This is a genomic window from Mycobacterium sp. NPDC050441 (assembly GCF_040655355.1).
Taxonomy (GTDB): domain Bacteria; phylum Actinomycetota; class Actinomycetes; order Mycobacteriales; family Mycobacteriaceae; genus Mycobacterium.
In genome coordinates this window covers 148968-168616 of sequence record NZ_JBFAJS010000013.1, presented here as the reverse complement: position 1 = coordinate 168616, position 19649 = coordinate 148968, and the positions used below count along the sequence as shown (strand labels likewise).

Annotated in this window: 17 protein-coding genes; 6 read left to right on the top strand and 11 right to left on the bottom strand. The window is 66.3% G+C overall.

The genetic code is table 11. The features are described from left to right. The 6 genes from AB0I14_RS29985 to AB0I14_RS29960 form a co-directional block, all read right to left on the bottom strand. Nucleotides 1-242: alpha-hydroxy-acid oxidizing protein (locus tag AB0I14_RS29985; RefSeq protein ID WP_358029883.1), on the bottom strand; the 242-nt coding region annotated here is incomplete at its 3' end. A 36-nt stretch (nucleotides 243-278) separates the two neighbouring features. After that, nucleotides 279-1142: a siderophore-interacting protein gene (locus AB0I14_RS29980; RefSeq protein WP_358029880.1), complete on the bottom strand. Its 864-nt coding sequence runs from the start codon at nucleotides 1140-1142 to the stop codon at nucleotides 279-281. A 79-nt stretch (nucleotides 1143-1221) separates the two neighbouring features. Beyond that, complete coding sequence (dprA, locus tag AB0I14_RS29975; RefSeq protein ID WP_358029877.1) at nucleotides 1222-2349, bottom strand: DNA-processing protein DprA; 1128 nt, start codon at nucleotides 2347-2349, stop codon at nucleotides 1222-1224. Further along, the gene (locus AB0I14_RS29970; protein ID WP_358029874.1) at nucleotides 2346-3857 is read right to left on the bottom strand and encodes a YifB family Mg chelatase-like AAA ATPase; all 1512 of its coding nucleotides are present in this window, start codon (nucleotides 3855-3857) and stop codon (nucleotides 2346-2348) included. The genes dprA and AB0I14_RS29970 overlap by 4 nt, the downstream gene beginning before the upstream one ends. A 1-nt stretch (nucleotide 3858) precedes the next feature. Then, nucleotides 3859-4227 carry a YraN family protein gene (locus tag AB0I14_RS29965; RefSeq protein WP_358029871.1) on the bottom strand — a complete coding sequence of 123 codons (369 nt, stop codon included), beginning with the start codon at nucleotides 4225-4227 and terminating at the stop codon, nucleotides 3859-3861. A gap of 88 nt (nucleotides 4228-4315) precedes the next feature. Next, nucleotides 4316-5596: an NAD(P)/FAD-dependent oxidoreductase gene (locus AB0I14_RS29960; protein ID WP_358029869.1), complete on the bottom strand. Its 1281-nt coding sequence runs from the start codon at nucleotides 5594-5596 to the stop codon at nucleotides 4316-4318. 100 nt (nucleotides 5597-5696) lie between these two features. Between AB0I14_RS29960 and AB0I14_RS29955 the strand changes: the two genes are divergently transcribed. The 5 genes from AB0I14_RS29955 to AB0I14_RS29935 all read left to right on the top strand — a co-directional run bounded on the left by AB0I14_RS29955 (nucleotide 5697) and on the right by AB0I14_RS29935 (nucleotide 12625). Then, on the top strand, nucleotides 5697-6299 hold the full coding sequence (locus AB0I14_RS29955) for a TetR/AcrR family transcriptional regulator (RefSeq protein ID WP_358029867.1): 603 nt from the start codon (nucleotides 5697-5699) through the stop codon (nucleotides 6297-6299). Nucleotides 6300-6420: 121 nt separating this feature from the next. Further along, entirely contained in the window at nucleotides 6421-7437 is a 1017-nt protein-coding gene (locus tag AB0I14_RS29950; RefSeq protein WP_358029864.1) for an iron ABC transporter substrate-binding protein, read from the top strand. After that, a complete protein-coding gene (locus AB0I14_RS29945; protein WP_358029861.1) occupies nucleotides 7438-9012 on the top strand; it encodes an iron ABC transporter permease in 1575 nt (524 codons plus the stop codon). It abuts the gene before it with no gap. Then, on the top strand, nucleotides 9009-10067 hold the full coding sequence (locus tag AB0I14_RS29940) for an ABC transporter ATP-binding protein (RefSeq protein ID WP_358029857.1): 1059 nt from the start codon (nucleotides 9009-9011) through the stop codon (nucleotides 10065-10067). The genes AB0I14_RS29945 and AB0I14_RS29940 overlap by 4 nt, the downstream gene beginning before the upstream one ends. Further along, the gene (locus tag AB0I14_RS29935; RefSeq protein WP_358029854.1) at nucleotides 10064-12625 is read left to right on the top strand and encodes an AMP-binding protein; all 2562 of its coding nucleotides are present in this window, start codon (nucleotides 10064-10066) and stop codon (nucleotides 12623-12625) included. The genes AB0I14_RS29940 and AB0I14_RS29935 overlap by 4 nt, the downstream gene beginning before the upstream one ends. Before the next feature lie 31 nt (nucleotides 12626-12656). Here the strand turns inward: AB0I14_RS29935 and AB0I14_RS29930 are convergent, their stop codons facing one another. After that, a complete protein-coding gene (locus AB0I14_RS29930) occupies nucleotides 12657-13142 on the bottom strand; it encodes a MarR family transcriptional regulator (RefSeq protein ID WP_358029851.1) in 486 nt (161 codons plus the stop codon). Between the two features lie 140 nt (nucleotides 13143-13282). Here AB0I14_RS29930 and AB0I14_RS29925 point away from each other — a divergent pair, with 140 nt between their 5' ends. Then, nucleotides 13283-14413, top strand: a complete 1131-nt coding sequence (locus AB0I14_RS29925) for a spirocyclase AveC family protein (RefSeq protein WP_358029848.1) — start codon at nucleotides 13283-13285, stop codon at nucleotides 14411-14413. Nucleotides 14414-14515: 102 nt separating this feature from the next. Here AB0I14_RS29925 and AB0I14_RS29920 read toward each other — a convergent pair whose 3' ends face one another. The 4 genes from AB0I14_RS29920 to AB0I14_RS29905 form a co-directional block, all read right to left on the bottom strand. Further along, nucleotides 14516-16162: a GMC oxidoreductase gene (locus AB0I14_RS29920; protein WP_358029845.1), complete on the bottom strand. Its 1647-nt coding sequence runs from the start codon at nucleotides 16160-16162 to the stop codon at nucleotides 14516-14518. Between the two features lie 110 nt (nucleotides 16163-16272). Then, nucleotides 16273-16770, bottom strand: a complete 498-nt coding sequence (locus tag AB0I14_RS29915) for a hypothetical protein (protein WP_358029842.1) — start codon at nucleotides 16768-16770, stop codon at nucleotides 16273-16275. Between the two features lie 47 nt (nucleotides 16771-16817). Then, entirely contained in the window at nucleotides 16818-18398 is a 1581-nt protein-coding gene (locus AB0I14_RS29910) for an MlaD family protein (protein ID WP_358029839.1), read from the bottom strand. Continuing rightward, entirely contained in the window at nucleotides 18399-19631 is a 1233-nt protein-coding gene (locus tag AB0I14_RS29905; RefSeq protein WP_358029837.1) for an MCE family protein, read from the bottom strand. Nucleotides 19632-19649: the final 18 nt, after the last annotated feature.

Here is a 19649-nt window from a genome sequence, read left to right as displayed (position 1 = left end):
GACAGATCGCGGTCCCGATGCGCATTCAACATCCGCGGCATCAACCCCCACCGGTCGAAGGCGGTGCGATTGACCCGCTGGGTGCGCTCGTCGCCGGCCCCACCGGCCACATACGACCAGATGGAAGCCGGCATAGCCGCCTGAGCCTTGGCCTCCAGGCCCGCGTAATCCATCGGCATGCTCGGCAGCACACCCGACAGCCCCTGCAGGTAGATCTCAAGTTGATAGTCGCCATAGGCCATGACAGCTACCTTGCCACCCCGGACGTCTATCTTGGTTCAGCCTGCGGCGTCGGCCTCGGTTTTTGCCAGCTCAGCCTTCCACTGCCGAAAGGTCTCCTCTGTGCGCCCGCGGCGCCAGTACCCCGAGATCGATGCGGCCCATTTCGCCGCGACCCCACGCTCCTTGCGGATGTAGGGACGCAGGTTGTGCATCACGGCCTGGGCCTCGCCGTGGATGAACACCTGGACCTGTCCCGGGAGCCAGGCCGCCCCCTTGACCGCGGCGATCAACGGTGCGTTGTCTCCGGCCTGATCGTCGCCGACCAGGTCGGCGGGCCCGCCGCGGTAGATCCAGGTCACCTGGACCCCGTCGGGAGCGGTCAGCTCAACCTCGTCCTCGGGACCGGCCACCTCGATGAAGACCCTGCCGATCGCGTTGTCGGGCAGGGATTCCAGTGCCGTGCTGATGGCAGGGAGGGCCGCCTCGTCACCGGCCAGCAGATGCCAATCGGCGGCCGGGTCAGGGGTATAGGCCCCACTGGGTCCCATCAGGTAGGCGGGATCACCGGGTTGGACTGCGGCAGCCCAGGGCGCGGCCACGCCCTGCTCACCGTGCACCACGAAATCGATGCTGATCTCGCCACGGTCGGTGTCGACATTGCGCAGGGTGTAGGTGCGCACCGTCGGTCGTTGTTCGGCGGGCAACTCCTGAAAGCTGTCCAGCGTCAAGGGTTTCGGCAGCGCCGGCACGTCGACACCGTCAGCAACGATGACGATTTTGACGTAGGCATCGCTGAACTCGTTGGGCGAGAACGTGTCGAAGCCGTTCTCGCCGTTGCCGCCCAGCACCAGCCTGACCATGTGGTCGGTCAGTTGCTCGCGACGCACCACCTGAAAGGTATGCACGGGACGTCCTGCCATACCGCCTCCAAAGCTCACAGCCGGTTTCTTTGTTAGCCGACCTCACCGACTATACGGAGACGCGCCCCGCCCAGGGGGTCTACCGGCGCCGGCGCAGCCGCCAGCACCCGTCCTCGCTGACGACCAGTCCGGCGAGCTCCAACATCGTCAACGGCCCCAAGATCTGATGCGACGGAAGTGCGGCGAGCATCGCGATCTCGTCCACGGTGTGGGCACCGCGCGACGGCAGCGCGTCGTAGACCTGTTTCTCTGCCGACGCGAGCCCGTCGAGCGGCCCCACCGGATGCGGCTCGTCCGACGCGAGTTCTCCTATACGGCCGACGAGTTCGACGATTTCCTCCGCACGGCCGACCAGGTTGGCACCCCCTCGGAGCAGCGCATGGCAACCCGCAGACGCCGCCGAGGTCACCGGGCCCGGCACCGCGCACACTTCCCGGCCCAACGACCTGGCCCACGCCGCGGTGTTGGCCGCGCCGCTGCGCAACCCGGCCTCCACCACCACCGTCGCGCCCGAGAGGGCCGCGACCAACCGGTTGCGGGTGAGAAACCGCAGCCGGCCCGGCGCCACTCCAGGCGGATACTCACTGACCAACAGGCATTCCTGGCGGATCCGGTGGAACAGTGCGCTGTGCCCGGCCGGGTATGGATTGTCGATGCCTCCGGCCACGATCGCGACGGTCACGCCCTCACAGGCCAGGGCGGCGCGATGCGCTGCACCGTCGATGCCATAGGCCCCGCCGGACACCACCGTCACGTCCCGTTCGGCCAGACCGGCGGCCAGGTCAGCGGAAACGTGCTCGCCATACGCCGTCGCCGCGCGGGTGCCGACAATCGCCGCGGCGCGCTCGGTCGCCTCATCGAGCCGCACCGGCCCGCTCGCCCACAACACCAACGGCGGATGATCATTCGGACGCTTGCGCTCCCTGGCCACCCCCAAGGCGCGGAATCGCAGCAGCGGCCACTCGTCGTCATCAGGGGTGATCAACCGCCCGCCCATTCTGTCGAGGACATCCAGATCCTTGACCGCACAATCCAATTCCCGACGAGCATCGACCCGGCTCATTACCTCTGACTTGACTTCACCGGATTTGACCCGGCCGGCTGCCTCGACCGGGCCCACCTGTGCGACCAAGGCCGTCAATTCCGAGCACGGCGGCTCGGCGACCCGTGACAGATACGCCCACGCACGCCGCACCTCGTCGGTCATGACACACCCCCGGCCTGACGAAAGCTCAACGCGGCGGCCACGTCCTCGTGGGCCGGCATGGTCCGTCCGGCCAGATCGGCCAACGTCCAAGCGACTCGCAAACTCCGGTCGGCACCGCGCATGCTGATCACCCCGCGGTCGAGTGCGGACCGCAACGGCTCCATCGCAGCTTTGGGCAATCGGAATTCGCGCCGCAGCAGCGAACCGCTGACCTCGGCATTGGTACCGATCCCGTACGGTTTCCACCGTTCCTGGGCGGCGAGGCGCGCTGCCGCAACTCGTTCACGCACCACGGCGCTGGACTCACCGGCCTGCGGGGTGAACGCTCCGGCGCTGACCGGATACAACTCCACCCGCAAGTCGACGCGGTCCACCAATGGCCCCGACAGCTTGCCGCGATACCGCAGCCTGGCCTGGGCCGAACAGACGCAGTCGGCCGAAATGGGTGGTGCGCACGGGCACGGGTTCGCCGCCAGAACCAGTTGAAATCGGGCCGGATAGCACGCCACCCCATCCCGGCGAGCCAGCCGGATCTCGCCGTCCTCCAATGGAGTTCGCAGCGCTTCGAGAGCACTTGAGCCCACTTCGGCGAATTCGTCGAGAAACAACACACCCCGGTGGGCACGACTGACCGCACCGGGACGAGCGAAGCCACTTCCGCCACCGACGAGGGCGGCCACACTCGAGGTGTGGTGCGGAGCCACAAACGGCGGTCGCGTGATCAATGGGGTATCCCCCGCCAACAACCCGGCCACCGAATGAATCGCGGTGACCTCCAAGGATTCGCCAGCCGACAACGGTGGAAGCAGGCCCGGAAGCCGCTGTGCCAACATCGTTTTGCCGATACCCGGCGGACCGGTCAACATCAGGTGGTGCGCACCGGCGGCCGCCACTTCCACGGCGTAACGCGCCTGGGCCTGACCGACCACATCGGCAAGATCCGCGGTGGGCTCCGGCGCTCGCCCCGGCGTAGCAACCCGGGCCACCAGATCCCCTTTACCGTCGAGCCAAGCCTGCAGCTGACGCAAGGTGCGCACGCCGCACACCTCGATCCCGTCGACCAAACTCGCCTCGGCGAGGTTGTCGACCGGCACCACCACCAAGGGCCAGCCCTCCTGCTTGGCGGCCAGTACCGCCGGCAGGACGCCGTGGACCGGGCGGATGCGGCCGTCGAGGGCGAGTTCGCCGAGCAGTACCGACTTCTCCAACCGCGCCCAGGCCGTCTTGGTATGCGCCGAGAGCACCGCCGCCGCCAACGCCAGGTCGTAGACCGAACCGACCTTGCGCAAAGTGGCCGGCGACAACGCCAACGTCAGCCGCGACATCGGCCAGGCGTTCCCACAGTTGGTGATCGCCGCCCGCACCCGATCCCGCGATTCCTGCAACGCAGTGTCGGGCAGCCCCACCAGGTGCACACCCGGCAGCCCCGAGGCGATGTCCGCCTCGATCTCGACGATCACACCATCCACCCCGCGCACAGCCACCGAATAGGCCCTCCCCAAACCCATTTCAGCCCACCCCCTTGAGGTGCGCCAGCTCCGGTTCACGGCGACGCCCGATGCGCACCCCGATCAAATCGATCCGCAGCGCGGCGAAGCGCACGTCCTGTTCGGCCAGCCAGAGCGCCGCCAGCCGCCGGATACGGCGCACCTTCTGCGCCGTGACCGCCTCGGCAAGCCCGCCGAAACCGTCCCCGGTGCGGGTCTTGACCTCGACGAACACCACGGTGTTGGTGGCGACCTCTTCGGCGATCACGTCGAGTTCGCCATAACGGCAGCGCCAGTTACGCGTCAACGTGCGCAACCCCTGCGCCGCCAGATGCTCGACGGCCAACTGTTCACCCAGTGCGCCGATCTCGGCCCGTGTCAAAGAATTCATGCCCACACCGTGCGGACACCGTCCGACAGAACCGGCTCGATCCGGCCGAGTTATCCCCAGCGTGGAGTTCATCCACAGACGCGGACCCTCACGGCCATCGAGCACGGTGTTTGTCGACCTCCGCCGCGAGTAGCGCACCGATCTCGGCGAACGTAGCCCGACTCTGACCTGGGTATTTCCGGAGCGTCGTGTACGCCGCGGCGAGAAGCCGTCCGACGGTGAACAGCCGGCGTGAGGGAAGGTCCCGGTTGAGGACCTTCAGGAGGGTGGTCGCTCCGTCCGGATCGTCGGCGATCCGCCGGAGCACCTCGGTGATCAGGGGTGACGACGTGCCGGGCCGGCCCATCTGCATTGCAAGCCAATACATGTCATGGGACCCGCGGTCGCGGCGACGCCACCAGTGAGTCAGCATCTCATCTTGCTCAGCGGCTGATCCGGATGTCGCCGTGATCACCGTCGACAGCGACTTCGCCTGGCACAGCGCGTCGGCGATGCCCTGCGCGGGAGTGAAATCCTTGAAATGCCCCGCATCACCGACGAGCACCCAACCCGGCCCCGCCGACTCCCGAAAGTAGCTGTGCCAGTTCATCATCACCCGCAACGGTCCGACGCGCTTGGCGCCGCGCACGATATCGTCGAGCTCGGGCCAGACCCCAAGGGCGTTACGGAAGTGGGCTTCCCGGTTCCGATTGAAGTCATGAGCGCCGGCGTGATCGACGGCGACCCCGGCCATGTACAGACCCGAATCCGTTGGGCTGGCCAGGAATGCCAGGTTGCCCTTGCGCGCGATACGCAAGCGAGGTTCCTGCGCCCCGGCCATGAAGTAGCCCCAGACCGGAACCCGCCCCGGAGGTTTGACCAGATACTTGCGTGCGCCGACAGCCTCTGCGACCACCGACCCGCAGCCATCGGCACCGACCACGAGATGGCCGTCGAGCGAACCGTCGGCAGTCTCGACACCGGTCACCCTGTCCCCGGTCCGGCGCAAGCCGGTCACGCGGCACCTGTTCCGCACGTCGACGCCAGAGCGAATGGCTGCTTGCTGCAATTCCTGATCGAGGATCGTCCGACGCGCATTCAGTCCGGGATGAGCGAAGTGACCGTCGAGGACCCCGTCGATGCGGACGGCGTCGTTCACCAGGCTGAAGCGGTCCAACTGCACTGCACCGTGCGACAGCAGCGGGCCCAGCACTCCCAGCTCGGCGAGGATCGCGACCCCCCGGGGCTGGATCACATGAGTCGACGGCGTCTCACTCGGAAATGCCGCCTTGTCGACGAGGCAGACCCGCATACCGGCGCGCGCCAGGTAGCCGGCGAGTGCCGAACCGGCACAACGACCACCCACCACGACCACATCGAACGATTCCATGACGCGCCCCCGAATCGTCAGCGCAACTTACCATTGGTAAGACTAGCGATGACGTGCGAACTTATCAATGGAAAGATCTCGTGGGCGCTACTCTGGGCCGATGACCGATGCCGATCCCCACCGGCCGTACCACCATGGCGACCTGCGCACGGCAGCCGTCGCAGCGACCGTCGCCGAGGTCGAGGAAGTCGGCGTCTCGGCGGCCTCCATGCGTCGAATCGCCCGTCGGGCGGGCGTCACGCATGCTGCTCTTTCACATCATTTCGCCGACAAGACCGGTCTGTTCACCGCCGTTGCCACGGAGGGATTCAGACGAATGGCAGCGGCGATCGAGCCAGTGGCCTCCGGAGACCTGGGGTTCCTGTCCGGAGGGGCCGAGTACGTACGGTTCGCGCTCGAGAACCGCGGGTTCTACGAGGTTCTGTTCCGGCCGTACCTCTGTCACCAGAGCGATCCCGATCTCACACAGGCCCGGGCGGCCGCGTTCGACATCCTGTACGGCAGTGCGCGGCGCAGTCTCATCAGCACGCGCGACCCCGACACCGTCACCGACGCCGATGTTGCGAGCCTCGTCATCGCCGGGTGGTCGATGTCTCACGGCCTCGCCACCCTGCAGGCGACCGACAACCTCGCCGACCGGCCACCGGGCGACATCCTCCGCGGAGTAGAACTGCTGGCCTCCCTTCTACCGAACCGCGAGTGAGGAACCGCTGGACAGCCGCCCGTTGCCACGGCTCGGCGATTCCCACTGTCCAGGGTTTTACCCTCACCCTCCCGGTAGTGTCCTTAGGTGATGCTCAGCTAACGCCGAAAGGGATCACTTGATGCGCACACGTTGGAGCCGCCGGGTCGCCGTTGTCCTGTCTGCCGTCGCCGTAGCCGCCGGCCTGGTCGCGTGCTCCAGTTCAGGGTCGGACGAGCTGCTCATCTACAACGCCCAGCACGAATCGCTCACCAAAGAGTGGATCGACGCGTTCACCAAGGAAACCGGCATCAAGGTCACCTACCGCCAGGGCGGTGACACCGAGCTCGGCAACCAGCTGGTTGCCGAGGGCAACGCCTCGCCCGCCGATGTCTTCCTCACCGAGAACTCCCCCGCAATGGCGGCGGTCGAGCGGGCCGGATTGTTCGCCGATGTCGAGCCGCAGATCGTCGATCAGGTCCCGGCCCAGTTCCGGCCGTCGTCGAACAAGTGGACCGGCGTGGCGGCGCGCTCGACGGTCTTCGTCTACAACAAGGCCAAGCTGCCGGCCGACCAACTGCCGCACTCGATCATGGATCTGCAGCAGCCGCAGTGGAAGGGCCGCTGGGGTGCACCGCCGGCCAAGGCGGACTTCCAAGCGATCGTCGCGGCCATACTCGAATTGAAGGGCGAGCCGGCCACCTCGCAGTGGCTGGCCGGGTTGAAGACCAATGCCGTTGTGCTCCAGGACAACATCGCCACGCTGCGTGCCGTCAACGACGGTCAGGTCGACGGCGGCATCATCTACCACTACTACTGGTTCCGCGATCAGTCCAAGACCAAGGAGATCAGCGGCAACACCGCGCTGCACTACTTCAAGAATGAAGACCCCGGAGCGTTCGTCAGCCTGTCCGGCGGGGGCGTACTGAAATCCAGCAAGAAGCAGGACCAGGCCCAGCAATTCCTCCGGTTCATCACCGGCAAGGCCGGCCAGGAGGTGCTGCGCAACGGCACCTCGTTCGAGTACCCGGTCGCCAGCGGGGTCGCCGCCAATCCCGCTCTGCCGCCACTGGACTCGTTGCAGGCCCCCGCAGTCAACCCGTCCAATCTCGATGCCGCCAAGGTCACCGACCTGATGACAAAGGCTGGCTTGCTGTAATTGGTTGCGACAGAGCCACCTCCGACGCCGCCGGTCGCCGAGCAGCCCACCGCACGTGCCCGGCCGGGTCCGGCACTGAGCACTGCGGTGACGCTGCTGCTGGCCGCCACCTTCATCCCGTTGGCCTACGTGGGCTGGTCGGTGATCACCACCGGCCCGGCCCGTGTGATCGAACTGGTGGTCCGGCCCCGCGTCGGGGAACTCCTGCTCAACACCGCGGGACTGGTGCTGATCACCGTTCCGATGTGCGTGGTGCTCGGTATCGGTGCGGCGTGGCTGGTTGAGCGCACCGACCTGCCGGGGCGGACGTGGTGGCGGCCGGTGTTCGTCGCGCCGCTGGCGGTACCCGCGTTCGTCAACAGCTACGCCTGGGTCAGCGTGCTGCCGTCGTTGCACGGGTTGTCGGCCGGGGTGCTGATCGCGACGTTGTCGTACTTCCCGTTCGTCTACGTGCCCGCCGCCGCCACCCTGCGCCGCATCGATCCGGCACTGGAGGAATCGGCGCGCGCGCTGGGGTCGGGGTCGTCGGGAGTGTTCTTCCGGGTGGTGTTGCCACAGCTGCGCCTGGCCATCCTGGGCGGTGCCCTGCTGATCGGCGTGCACCTGCTGGCCGAATACGGCGCGTTCGCGATGATCCGCTTCTCGACCTTCACCACCGCGATCTTCGAGCAGTTCCAGGCCACCTTCGACGGGGCCGCCGGCGCCACCCTGGCCGCTGTCCTTGTGCTCCTGTGCCTGCTGCTGTTGGTCACCGAGGCCGCCGCCCGCGGCAATGCGCGGTTCGCGCGGGTGGGGTCGGGAGCCCAGCGTGCTGCGACGCCGATACGTCTGGGCCGCAACATGTTGCCGGCGACGGCCGGGCTGCTGGCACTGGCCGCACTGGCGTTGGGGGTGCCGTTGTGGACCCTGACGCGCTGGCTGTGGATCGGCGGCGCCCAGGTGTGGGAACCCGTGGAGATCGGCACCGCACTGGCCCAAACCGCCACGCTGGCAGCGGCTGCCGCGGTCCTGACGACTGTGCTGGCCTTCCCGTTCGCCTGGGTCGCCGTCCGATACCGCGGTCTGCTGGCCCGGTCGATCGAGGGCGCCAATTTCATCACCAGCTCGATGCCCGGCATCGTCACCGCACTGGCCCTGGTCACCGTGGCGATTCGCTACGCTCCCCCGCTCTATCAGACTGCGGCTCTGGTGATCTGTGCCTACGTGCTGCTGTTCCTCCCGCGTGCCCTGGTCAGCCTGCGATCCGGACTGGCACAGGTGCCGCCGTCGGTGGAGGAGGCCTCGCGCTCACTCGGCGCTTCGCCGGCTCGCACCTTCGTGCGTATCACCCTGCGGCTGACCGCACCAGCTGCGGCTGCCGGCGCCTCGCTGGTATTCGTCGCGGTGGCAACGGAATTGACCGCGACCCTGTTGCTGGCGCCCACCGGCACCCGCACCTTGGCGATGCGGTTCTGGTCGCTGAGCAGCGAGCTGGACTACGCCGCAGCGGCGCCCTATGCCCTGATGCTGATCGCCCTGTCCATACCGGTGACCTTGATGTTGTTGCGCCAATCGACGAAGGTGGCCGCCCTGTGACCGACGACGTCCTGCAGGTATCCGGACTTCACAAGTCCTTCAACGGCACCGCGGTGCTCGGCGGTATCGACCTGACCCTGACAACCGGAACCATCACCGCCGTCGTCGGGTCCTCCGGCTGCGGCAAGACCACGCTGTTGCGGGTGATCGCCGGCTTCGAATCGCCCGACGCCGGCACCGTGACGATCGCGGGGCGCCAAATGGCAAGCCCCACAGTCACTGTGGCCCCACACCGTCGCGACGTCGGCTACGTGGCACAGGACGGCGCGCTGTTCCCACACCTCACGGTGGCCCAGAACGTCGCCTACGGTCTGCGCGAGCGCGGGGCCGCGGCCCGTTCCAGGGTCATTGAGCTGCTGGACACCGTGTCCCTGGATTCCTCGTTCGCGCAGCGCCGTCCGCACCAGCTCTCCGGCGGCCAACAGCAGCGGGTTGCCCTCGCCCGGGCCCTGGCCCGCCGGCCAGTGGTCATGCTGCTCGACGAGCCCTTCAGCGCGCTGGATACCGGGCTGCGCGCGGCGACCCGAAAGTCCGTGGCCCGCGCGCTGTCCGATACCGGGGTGACCACCCTGATCGTGACGCACGACCAGGAGGAGGCACTGTCGATCTCCGATCAGGTCGCGGTGATGCGGGAGGGCAGGTTCACTCAGGTCGGAACACCGCAGGAGGTGTACCAGCACCCCGCCGATCGGTTCACCGCCGAATTCCTCGGGGATTGCATCGCGTTGCCGGGCATGGTCGCCACTGAGGTGGCCGAATGTGCGCTGGGCCGGATACCGGTCCAGGCCGGCGCGGCCGACGGTCCGTGCACCCTGGTGCTGCGTCCTGAACAGCTTGTCGCCACGGCGATTTCAGACAGCGCGGGTAATGCCGCAACGGCCGCAACGGTCGGTACCGTGATCGCGACCGAGTTCCTCGGCCACGATGTGCTGCTCACCATCGAGCCGCCGGCAGCCGGCGAGCCCATCGTCGTGCGTCAGCACAGCCTCAATCCGCCGGACCGCGACACCAAGGTCCGTATCGACGTGCGCGGCGCCGGGACGGCGTTGCCTTGAGCCCCATCGTCGAGGCGCTGCGGGCTCACGGTGACCGGACCGCGGCGGTGACCGAGGCCCAACAGGTCAGCTACTCGGCTCTTGCTGACCTCGTGTCGCAGACGGCGGCGGAGCTGGGACCCGGTCGGCGCCTCGTGCTGCTCGAAGCACGCAACGACCTGCCCACCCTGGTGCACTACCTGGGTGCGCTCGCCGGCGGCCACGTATCGCTGCCGGTGCCCGCGGGCAGCGACCATCGCGCGATCCTGCAGACCTACTCCCCCGATACCGTCGTCGACGGCGCGGGTATCCGCCACCGGCGCAACCACAGCACACACCGACTGCACGACGATCTGGCGCTGCTCATGTCGACCTCAGGCAGCACCGGGTCACCGAAGCTCGTCCGCCTGTCGCACACCAACCTGGCCAGTAACGCCGCCGCCATCGCCGAGTACCTCGCGATCCGCGAAACTGACCTCGCTGCAACCACATTGCCAATGTCCTACTGCTACGGGCTGTCAGTGGTCAACAGCCATCTACTGCGCGGCGCGGGCCTCATCCTCACCGATCGCTCAGTCGTCGACGACGAGTTCTGGGACCTGTTCACCCGCCACCGTGCCACCACCTTCGCCGGGGTACCCCATACCTTCGAACTGCTCGACCGCATCGGCTTCGATTCCATGGACCTACCCCACCTGCGGTACGTCACCCAGGCCGGCGGACAGATGGCACCCGATCGGGTGCGCCGTTACGCAGCGCTGGGACGACGCCGCCACTGGCAGCTGTTCGTCATGTACGGCGCCACCGAGGCCACCGCCCGGATGGCCTACCTGCCACCGGAATTGGCTATATCGCACCCCCAGGCCATCGGTCGCCCGATCCCCGGCGGCAGCCTGTCCATCCGCCCCGACGCGGCCTGGCCCGACGGAACGGGTGAGCTGGTCTACCGCGGCGCCAATGTGATGCTCGGCTACGCGGACCGGCCCGACGACCTCGCGCTGGGCGCCACCGTCGAGGAACTGCACACCGGCGACATCGCGCGACGCACTCCTGAGGGCCTGTACGCGATCATCGGCCGCAGTGGTCGATTCGTGAAGCTGTTCGGACTGCGCATCGATCTGGACCGCCTGCAGGCCGCACTGGCCGAACACGGAGTGACGGCGCTGTGCACCGAGGGCGGCGACACGCTCGCCGTGGCAGCCCTGCGCACCGGGAACACCTCCGCCGGCGAAGTGCAGCGACTGACGGCCACCGCAGCCGGTGTGCCCGCCGCCGCTGTGCGCGCCGTCATCGTCCCCGAACTGCCCCGGCTGGTATCCGGCAAGCCCGACTACCCAGCGGTGCGGGCCCTGACCGCCGACTCCCCCCGCACCGATGCCGCCGACCTTCGGAGCCTTTTCGCCGAGGTTCTACATGTCCCTTCCGAGTCCATCGACCACGACGCCAGCTTCATCGACCTCGGCGGCAACTCGCTGTCCTATGTGGCGATGTCGGTTCGCCTGGAACGCACCCTGGGCCGGCTTCCGAATGACTGGCACCGGACTCCCCTGTCCGAACTCGAACGTAGCTGCAGTCCCCGACCTCGCCGGTGGGCGACAGTGGAGACCAGCGTTGCGCTACGCGCGGCGGCCATCGTGCTCATCGTCGGCTCGCACGCCGAACTGTTCGCGCTGTGGGGCGGAGCGCATGTGCTGCTCGGGGTGGCCGGTTACAACTTCGGCCGGTTCTGCCTGACACCCCTGCCCCGGGCGGCGCGGTTGCGTCACCTACGCAACACGATCGCCTGGATAGCGGTCCCCTCGGTCGTGTGGGTGGCCGTCGCACTCGTCGTCACCGACGACTACCACGCGTCGAACCTGCTGCTGGCCAACAAGTTTCTCGGCCCTCACGACAGCATGACCGCCGGACGGTTGTGGTTTGTCGAAGTGCTGGTGTGGATCCTGGTGGCGCTGGCCGTGGTGTGTGCGCTGCCGGGCAGCGACCGGTACGAACGACGCCGGCCCTTCGCCTTCGCGGCGACATGCCTGGCGCTCGGGTTGGTATTGCGTTACGACCTGCCCGGTTTCGGCCTGGGCCGGGAGGCCTGGTTCACGGTATTGGCTTTCTGGTTCTTCGCTGCCGGGTGGGCGGCGGCCAAGGCCACGGCCACCTGGCAGCGGGTGATCGTCACCGTCGTATTGGCGGTCGGATTGCACGGCTATTTCGGCAACACCGGCCGGGAGGCCCTGGTACTGGCGGGGTTTGCGCTGCTGATCTGGTTGCCCGCCCTGCGCTGCCCGGCGGTGGTGGCAGCCGGCTCCGGGGTGCTCGCGGAGGCGTCGCTGTATATCTACCTCACGCATTACCAGGTCTATCCGCTGTTCGGTGACCACCGGGTCGCCGGTGTGCTGGCCGCACTGATCGTGGGCATCGCACTCACGTATGTGGTCAACGCGACGCGGAAATATGTGGCACCTATTGCTTCCGGGACGGCGCGTAGCCGTGGCCCTCGATCGTGGCGTGTAGTACCGAGGCGCTCCCGTCCGGAAGTGCCCGCCGGGCGACGAGAATCTCGCTACCAACCCAGCCGCGCCGGATGAACTTCCCGGTTCGCGAGCCGACGATTCTCGATCAGGAAGCGTCGCCGACTGCGCGATGAGGATTGGGAACCGAGGACTGTGGAACGCCGCTGAGCTTGCGGAGCGTTGCGATGCAGGCATGGAGTTCTTCGAGGGCCACGCCGGCCGCCTTGGCGCGGAAGAAGTCGTGCAGCTGGCGCAATGACTTCTTTTGCGCGCCGGCGCCCCGACGTGTCACCTCGATGCGGATGACTCTCCGGTCGTCGTCCGATGACGTTCGTCGCAACAGGTCTGCCGCAACGAGTTTGTCGATGTCCGAGGTGATCGTGCTCGGCAATACGTTGAGGTAGTCGATCAGCATGCCGGGACGGTCGAGCCCCGCATGGACGAGAAAGATGATGCCCAGTGCGCGTTCGGAGATTCCGTACTCGCGGGCCACGGGCGTGGTGAGGGTTGAAATCATCCGTCGGATGTCGGTCGCGGCGCCGAGGAAGTCGACGATGTCGCCGTCGTCAGCAGCTCCAATGGTGTCGGCCACGACGCAACACCCTACCTGACCTCGCCTTCTACCACCGGCGTCCGACAGATAGTTCATTATCTGAAATATGTGCGCTACTGTCTCACCCGGGCGAGGTTCGCCCCGTGCGTCACCTGTCGCGGGAAACAGTGCGGAGTGCTATGAAGCCATCAACTCGAGTTCACCAACCTTCGGTTGCCCAACATGGCGGACGCCCACGCGCGCCTCTACCCTGGAAAATCCTCGCCTGTTGGGCGATCGGAACCGCGCTGGCGGTCGTCATCCTGCTGATCGCGGAGAAGCATGGACCGGCGTCGTCTGAGAACGCGAATCCAGAGGGCGTAGGCAAACCACCTCCGGTGCAACCACTGTGGTCCAGCATCGACTTTGTCCTCTGGGGACAGATATTGGGCGCAGCGCTCCTCATCGTCACGATCGTTGCCTCGGTTGTGGTCTGGAGGCGCCATCCCGGACATCCGGTCATCCTCATGATCCTCGCCTCCAGCACGCTCTTCTGGTGGGACCCCATCAACAACTGGGCGATCGGCCTGGTCTACAACCCGCGACTTTGGCACTTTCCCCGGGATTGGCCGTGGCTCAACATCTCTCCGGTTATCGAACCGCTTACCTCGTTCATCTACGCGCCCTACGTCCTGCTCCCCTACTTCCTGGCCATGCCGATCCTGCGAGCCGCTCAACGACGCAGCGAACCGAAGGCCTTCGTCTGGCGCCACCCGCTGATTGCGATAGCGGTCCTCACGTTTGTCATCGGCGCCATTTGGGATGCCGCCCAGGAGATCCTGCTCACCCGCACCCAGTTCCTGACCTACAGCCACGTCGTCGCGTTCGGCTCCATCGACGTGGGCAAAAATAGCCAGTTCCCGCTGTTGATGGCCAGCTTGCTCATCACGATCATCATGATCCCCGCGTCGATTCTTCTCTATCGGGACGACACCGGAAAATCCCAGGCAGACAAGATCGCCCAGCGGCTGCGCTTCCATGCGCACCGCCCCAAGTTGGCCAGCTTTCTGGTCATGGCGGTTGTCCTGAACATCGCAATGATGAGTTTCAGCTCGGCGTTCTGGCTGGCACGAACGACTGGAGTGGCCTCCGCTGTCGCCTGCCCTTGGCCCTACCCAGCGGCCAAGACCTGGGATCCACGTGGCTACTACCAATCCCAGGGTGCCCCAGGGCCATTCACCGCCGGTAAGGCCAGCACGTGGCAGATCGCCCAACCTGGAGGCCGGCCGACGCATATCACCGTCGAGACCGATCGCTGCAACCCGCAATGATCGCCGTGGCGGCCGCCGCACCAGGTTGTGACGGTCCGCCACCGCACTTGCACGCCATACTCGCATCGGCCTTCACCGGTGCCCACGTCGCAGAAAACCCGGTCAACCGCCGATGATCAGTTCGGCGGCCCGCTCTCCGATCATCATCGCCGCAGCATTCGTGTTGCCCCCGACGATGCTCGGCATGATTGATGCATCGACCACGCGTAGCCTCTCCACGCCCCGGACCCGCAGCTCGGGATCGACGACCGCACGCTCGTCCGTACCCATCCGGCACGTCCCCACCGGGTGATACACACCCGACGCATTTCGGCGCACAAAGTCGGCCAGGTCAGCACCGGTGCGCTCCGAACCCGGCAACACCTCGCGGCCAACCTCGCGTGCAATCGCCTGGTGGGCCAACGACTCCCGGACGAGCTTCATGCCGGCGACCAGGGTCGCTACGTCCCGGGGTTCAGCCAGATAGTTGGGGTCGATCAGCGGAGCAGTGAACGGATCAGTCGACGCCAAGCGCACGCTTCCCCGGCTCTCGGGATAGATCATCGTCGGCATGAGCGTCAGCGACGACGACGACTCCGCGGCCAAGTGCAGCCCCGGATTGTCCTGATTCTCGGGGTAGCTCATGGGAAGAATGAACATCTGCAAGTCCGGGACATCAGTACCCGTCCCTATGCCGCTGTCGACGAACGCCACGGCTTCAAACAGAGTGTGGGCAAGGTACGTAGATCGCGGACGTACGCATTCACGCACCGCCGCCCCGGCGAAACTCAGCGGTGATGCGCTGCGACCGCCGCGGGCCCGGTAGGACATCGGCACAAACAAGTGATCGTGCAGATTGTCACCGACGGGCAGGTCCGCAATCACCTTGATCCCATGCTCACGCAAGTGGGCCGCATGGCCGATGCCGGAGAGCATCAGGAGCCGAGGCGAACCAAGCGAACCGGCGCTGATGATCACCTCTCGGCTCGCCCGCGCAGGACCGATCGGACGCCGGTTGCGGCCCGCGACCAGCTCCACACCCGTTGCGCGCCCGGCCTCTACAATCACCCGGGTCGCGGTGACACCGGTAAGCACACGCAGATTCGGCGGCGCGTCCGACAAGTACCCACGGTCGGTGCCCACCCTTCGACCGGCACCGGTGCTCTGCTGTAATGGCGCCACCCCGGTCTGCTGCGCACCGTTGTAGTCGTCATTCATTCCGACTCCGGCCGTCGCCGCCAGCGCGACCATGTAGCTCTCGGTGACAGTCGCCAGGCCCGTGGCCCGTTCCACTGCAATCGGGCCATCTCCACCGCGCAGATCGCTGGGTCCGTCCTCGAAACTCTCCAGCCGCCGGAAGGATGGCAGCACCTCGGAGAATCCCCAACCCTTCGCCCCGGCAACCGCCCAGTCGTCGAAGTTCTGCCGGTTTCCTCGCACAAATGCCATGCCGTTGATCACGCTGCCACCGCCGAGTATCCGGCCATGAGACTGAGGAAGCTTGCGGCCCTTCATATGTCGTTGCGGCACGCTGTACGCGGGCCAGGTGACCAACCGCTGTAAGTGCGTGGCCGCATGGATGGCCCCACACATGCCGGGGACGGTGACCAGTGGGCCACGACGCCGGCGTCCCGACTCGATCAGGGTGACGGTGGCGCCGGTATCGGCGAGGCGTCGGGCCACGATCGCACCGGCACTACCCGAGCCCACCACGACGTAGTCCGCCTGCTCAAACCCGGGGGAATCCTTGGTCACCCGTGCTCGCTTCATCTCAGAACCTTTCGTTGGCACATTGAGCTCTCGCCCTGTCTCATTTGGGGCACGGTGTTATCGAGGTGATACGCCGCGCGACACATGCACGCGGTGACGGCGGCAGGCAGTCATGGAATTCGCGTGAGTTGAAACGGCATCTCGATGACCAGCGGCCGGTTGATTCCGCAGCCTCCACTCGTCCCGACGGTGCGGTCCCAACCCGAGAACGATGTCACCTCGTCGAAGCTCGGCGAGCCGGACAGGTCGGGCGAAAAGTACATCAACTGCTCGGCTGCAGCAGCGGTGCCGTCGTGGCACGGCTCCCACAGGTCGAGGTGCCGTCGCACTGACCACAGCCCGGCTGAGTCGCATCGGATAGGCGCGTTCCACCCTTGGCTGCTGCTCACTTGGCCCACGCAATCGTACGTTTCGGCGCTGCACGTGGTGCTGATCGCCCAGGTACTGGTCACGGCGGCTTCGTCATGAAAGATCTCGTTGGTCTTCGCCCACGTGCCGTCCGACACTGCACGATAGGCGCCGTTGAGTGTGGGATCGCAGAACGCCGCGGCGGCGCTCGGGGCGGTGGTCAAGGCCGCGACTGTCGCCACAGCGATCAGTACCACCATCGACAGTGCAGTAGTCGTTGGTCGCTGCCTCACAATCTGCGCTGATGTCACGGGTGATCCTCCATCACAAGGTCTTTCCAGGTCGCTGCCCGCTTAGAGGCAACGAGGTTGGCCTGCTGATAGGTCTGGCCCTCAGGTGTGACATAGCGTCCGGAATTGGGGTCGTACTGCGCGAAGGCGACCGCTGGCCGTGGCGCAGTGGTGTTGCCACCGAAGGCACTTGGCGCGGCAGGGATTGCGCCGCCAGGGTCGGGCAATGGTGGTGCAGGTGGCGGGGTTGGGCCGGACGAGTCGGTGGCGGGGTGCGGTGCGGCTGACGGTGGCGAGGGTGTGCCGTTGGTCGGACCGAAAATTCGGTCGTCGTTGGTGACCCGAGCGTCGGGCGGCACGCCTTGGGCGATCAGGTTGGGGTCCAGGGGGTAAGGACCCGTCATGTGTTCGCGCATCGTCAGAGGTAGATACGGTTTGTCGCTGTTGCAGATCTCGGCAGTGGGCGCCCGCTTTCCTGGCTTGTTCATGCAGGGGTAGTTCCGGGCCCCGCGCACCGCCAGCGGTGAGTCCTGGGGCAGCTTGCAGTACAGGCCGTCAGGCGTGTCCACTTCGGAGGTGTCTTCGGGCGACCGCCACTGGCTGGGCGGTAGGAACCCAACGGTGCACGACGGTGGATCGCCAAATGACATGGTGAAATCGCCTTGCCCCAGCCCGGTCGGATTGTGGTCGGGTGCGGCCGAGATGATGTTGGCGACGAAGGGCGGCAACAACACCAGGATTTGTTCGAGGCCAGGCCGGTAGGTGACCAGAATTTGTCCGATCGAGGTCAAGTTGGCCAGCAGCACCGGCAGTGTCGGCTTGACCTGTTCGAACAGCCGGGATGTTTCGTTGACGGAGGCAGGTCCATCGGTGAGCACCGTCCGGATCTGCTGATCGTCGTCGACCAGTGTGGTGGTGATGTTGGCCAGACTGCGCACCCAGGTCCGCAAGTCGTCTGCGGCAGTGGCCTGGGAATCGAGCAAGGGCCCAGAGTCCTCGACGAGGGACCTGGTGGAGTCGCGCACATCGTCCATGTCGCCCGAGACTTTCGCCGATGAGTCCATCAGGGATCCAAGGTCGTAGCCGGCGCCGTTGAATGCCTTGGAGCTTTCGTCGAGCAGCAATCCGAGTTTGTCTTTGGGGATGCTCTTGATCAGCGCGCTGGTTTGGTCGAGCAGTGGCCCGACTTGTTGCGGAACCGTGGTGTCCGCCATGGTGATGGTCGATCCGTCGTGCAAGTACGGAGGTGCGTCCGAGGTGGGTTTCAGGTCGAGGTATTGCTCGCCGATTGCCGACACGCTGCGCACATCGGCCTTCAGTTTCGCGGGAATCTTCGGTGAGGCATCCAGCGACAGAGTCGCTTTGGCTCCGCGTGGAATGAGCGAGATCGCCGTCACCTTGCCGACCTGCACCCCACGGTAGGTCACGTTGGAAAAGCGGTACAGGCCACCGGTTCCCGGCAGCTCCACTGCCACGGTGATACGTCCGACACCCAACAACGTCGGGGCCTGCAGGTACACCACGACCATGGTGACCAACCCCACGATGGAGCCGATCGTGAAGAGCACCAACTGAATCCGGACCAGCCGAGTCAGCATTCAGCGACCTCCCCGATCGGGCGACGGCGATCCCGGCGGTGCACCAGATGGCGGCGCGACCGCGGGTGGGACGGGCCCACCGGGAAGGATCACCGGTGGGCCGGCCGGCGGGGCCGGAGGGGCAAGCTCAGTGCCCTGCGGCGGCACCGCCAGCGGTGCGCCCAGCGGATTGTTGGTGTAGTACCAGTCATAGCCCGGGTCTCCGGGGGCGGGCACCAGCTGTGCTCCGTCGACACCCCAGCGGGTGCCCAGGAACAAGCCGCGTTTCAGGCGGGGAACAGTCAGGTCGGCGACGGCGAACAGATTCATGTAGTCACCTTTGAGGCCGCGGTCAATCACGTTCTGGCCGTAGGGAAAGACGGTGGCGTACATCAGGCCGTCGATGACGCCCGGGCCGGCGTCGGCCAGGGCACGAACGGTGGGCTGTAGGTTCTGCAGGTTCTTCACCAGGTCGGCCTGTGTGTCGTTGATCAGCGCGGTGGCGGTGTTGCTGAAGGCCCGCAACTTGTCCAATGCGGTGACGATGCGCGGCTTCTCGGCGATGAGCACATCGAGTGCGGGGGGAAGTGTGCGCAACGTTTCGGTGAGCACGTCATGCTGTCCGGCGAGTGTGCCGGTCAGCCGATTGAGGGCATCGATGGAGGTGATCAGATCGCCGCGTTGGCGGTCCAGGGCGCCGACGAACCGATCGAGGCGAGCGATCAGGTCGCGGATGGCGTCCTGACGTCCGGACAATGCCGCATTGAAGTTGTGCACAATGTCACCGACCTGGCCCAGACCGCCGCCGTTGACCACCGCAGACAGCGAGGACAACGTCTGCTCGGTGGAGGGATAGGTCGATGACTGGTTCAAGGCGACGGTGGATCCCGGCTCGAGCTGACCCAGTGGAGGAGTCCCGGGTGGCGGGTCCAATGCCAGGTGCTGTGATCCCAGCAAGCTGGTCTGCCCGACGGTGGCAACGACGTTGGCCGCGACGCGGACGCCATCTTGAATCCTGACTTCGACGTCGGCATGCTGACCGCGCAGCGTCATCGTCCCGACACTTCCGATCACGACGTCGTTCATCATGACGGGCGAATTCGATTCGAGTGTCCCGACGTTGGCGATCGCAATGTGGTAGACGGTGGCTCCGGGTCCGTGTCCGACGGTTCCCGGAAGGGGCAGGGAGTTCACCCCGCTGAAGGCACATCCCGACAACCCGAACACCGTGACGGTGCCGGCGACCACACCCATTACTCGTGAATGCCGGCC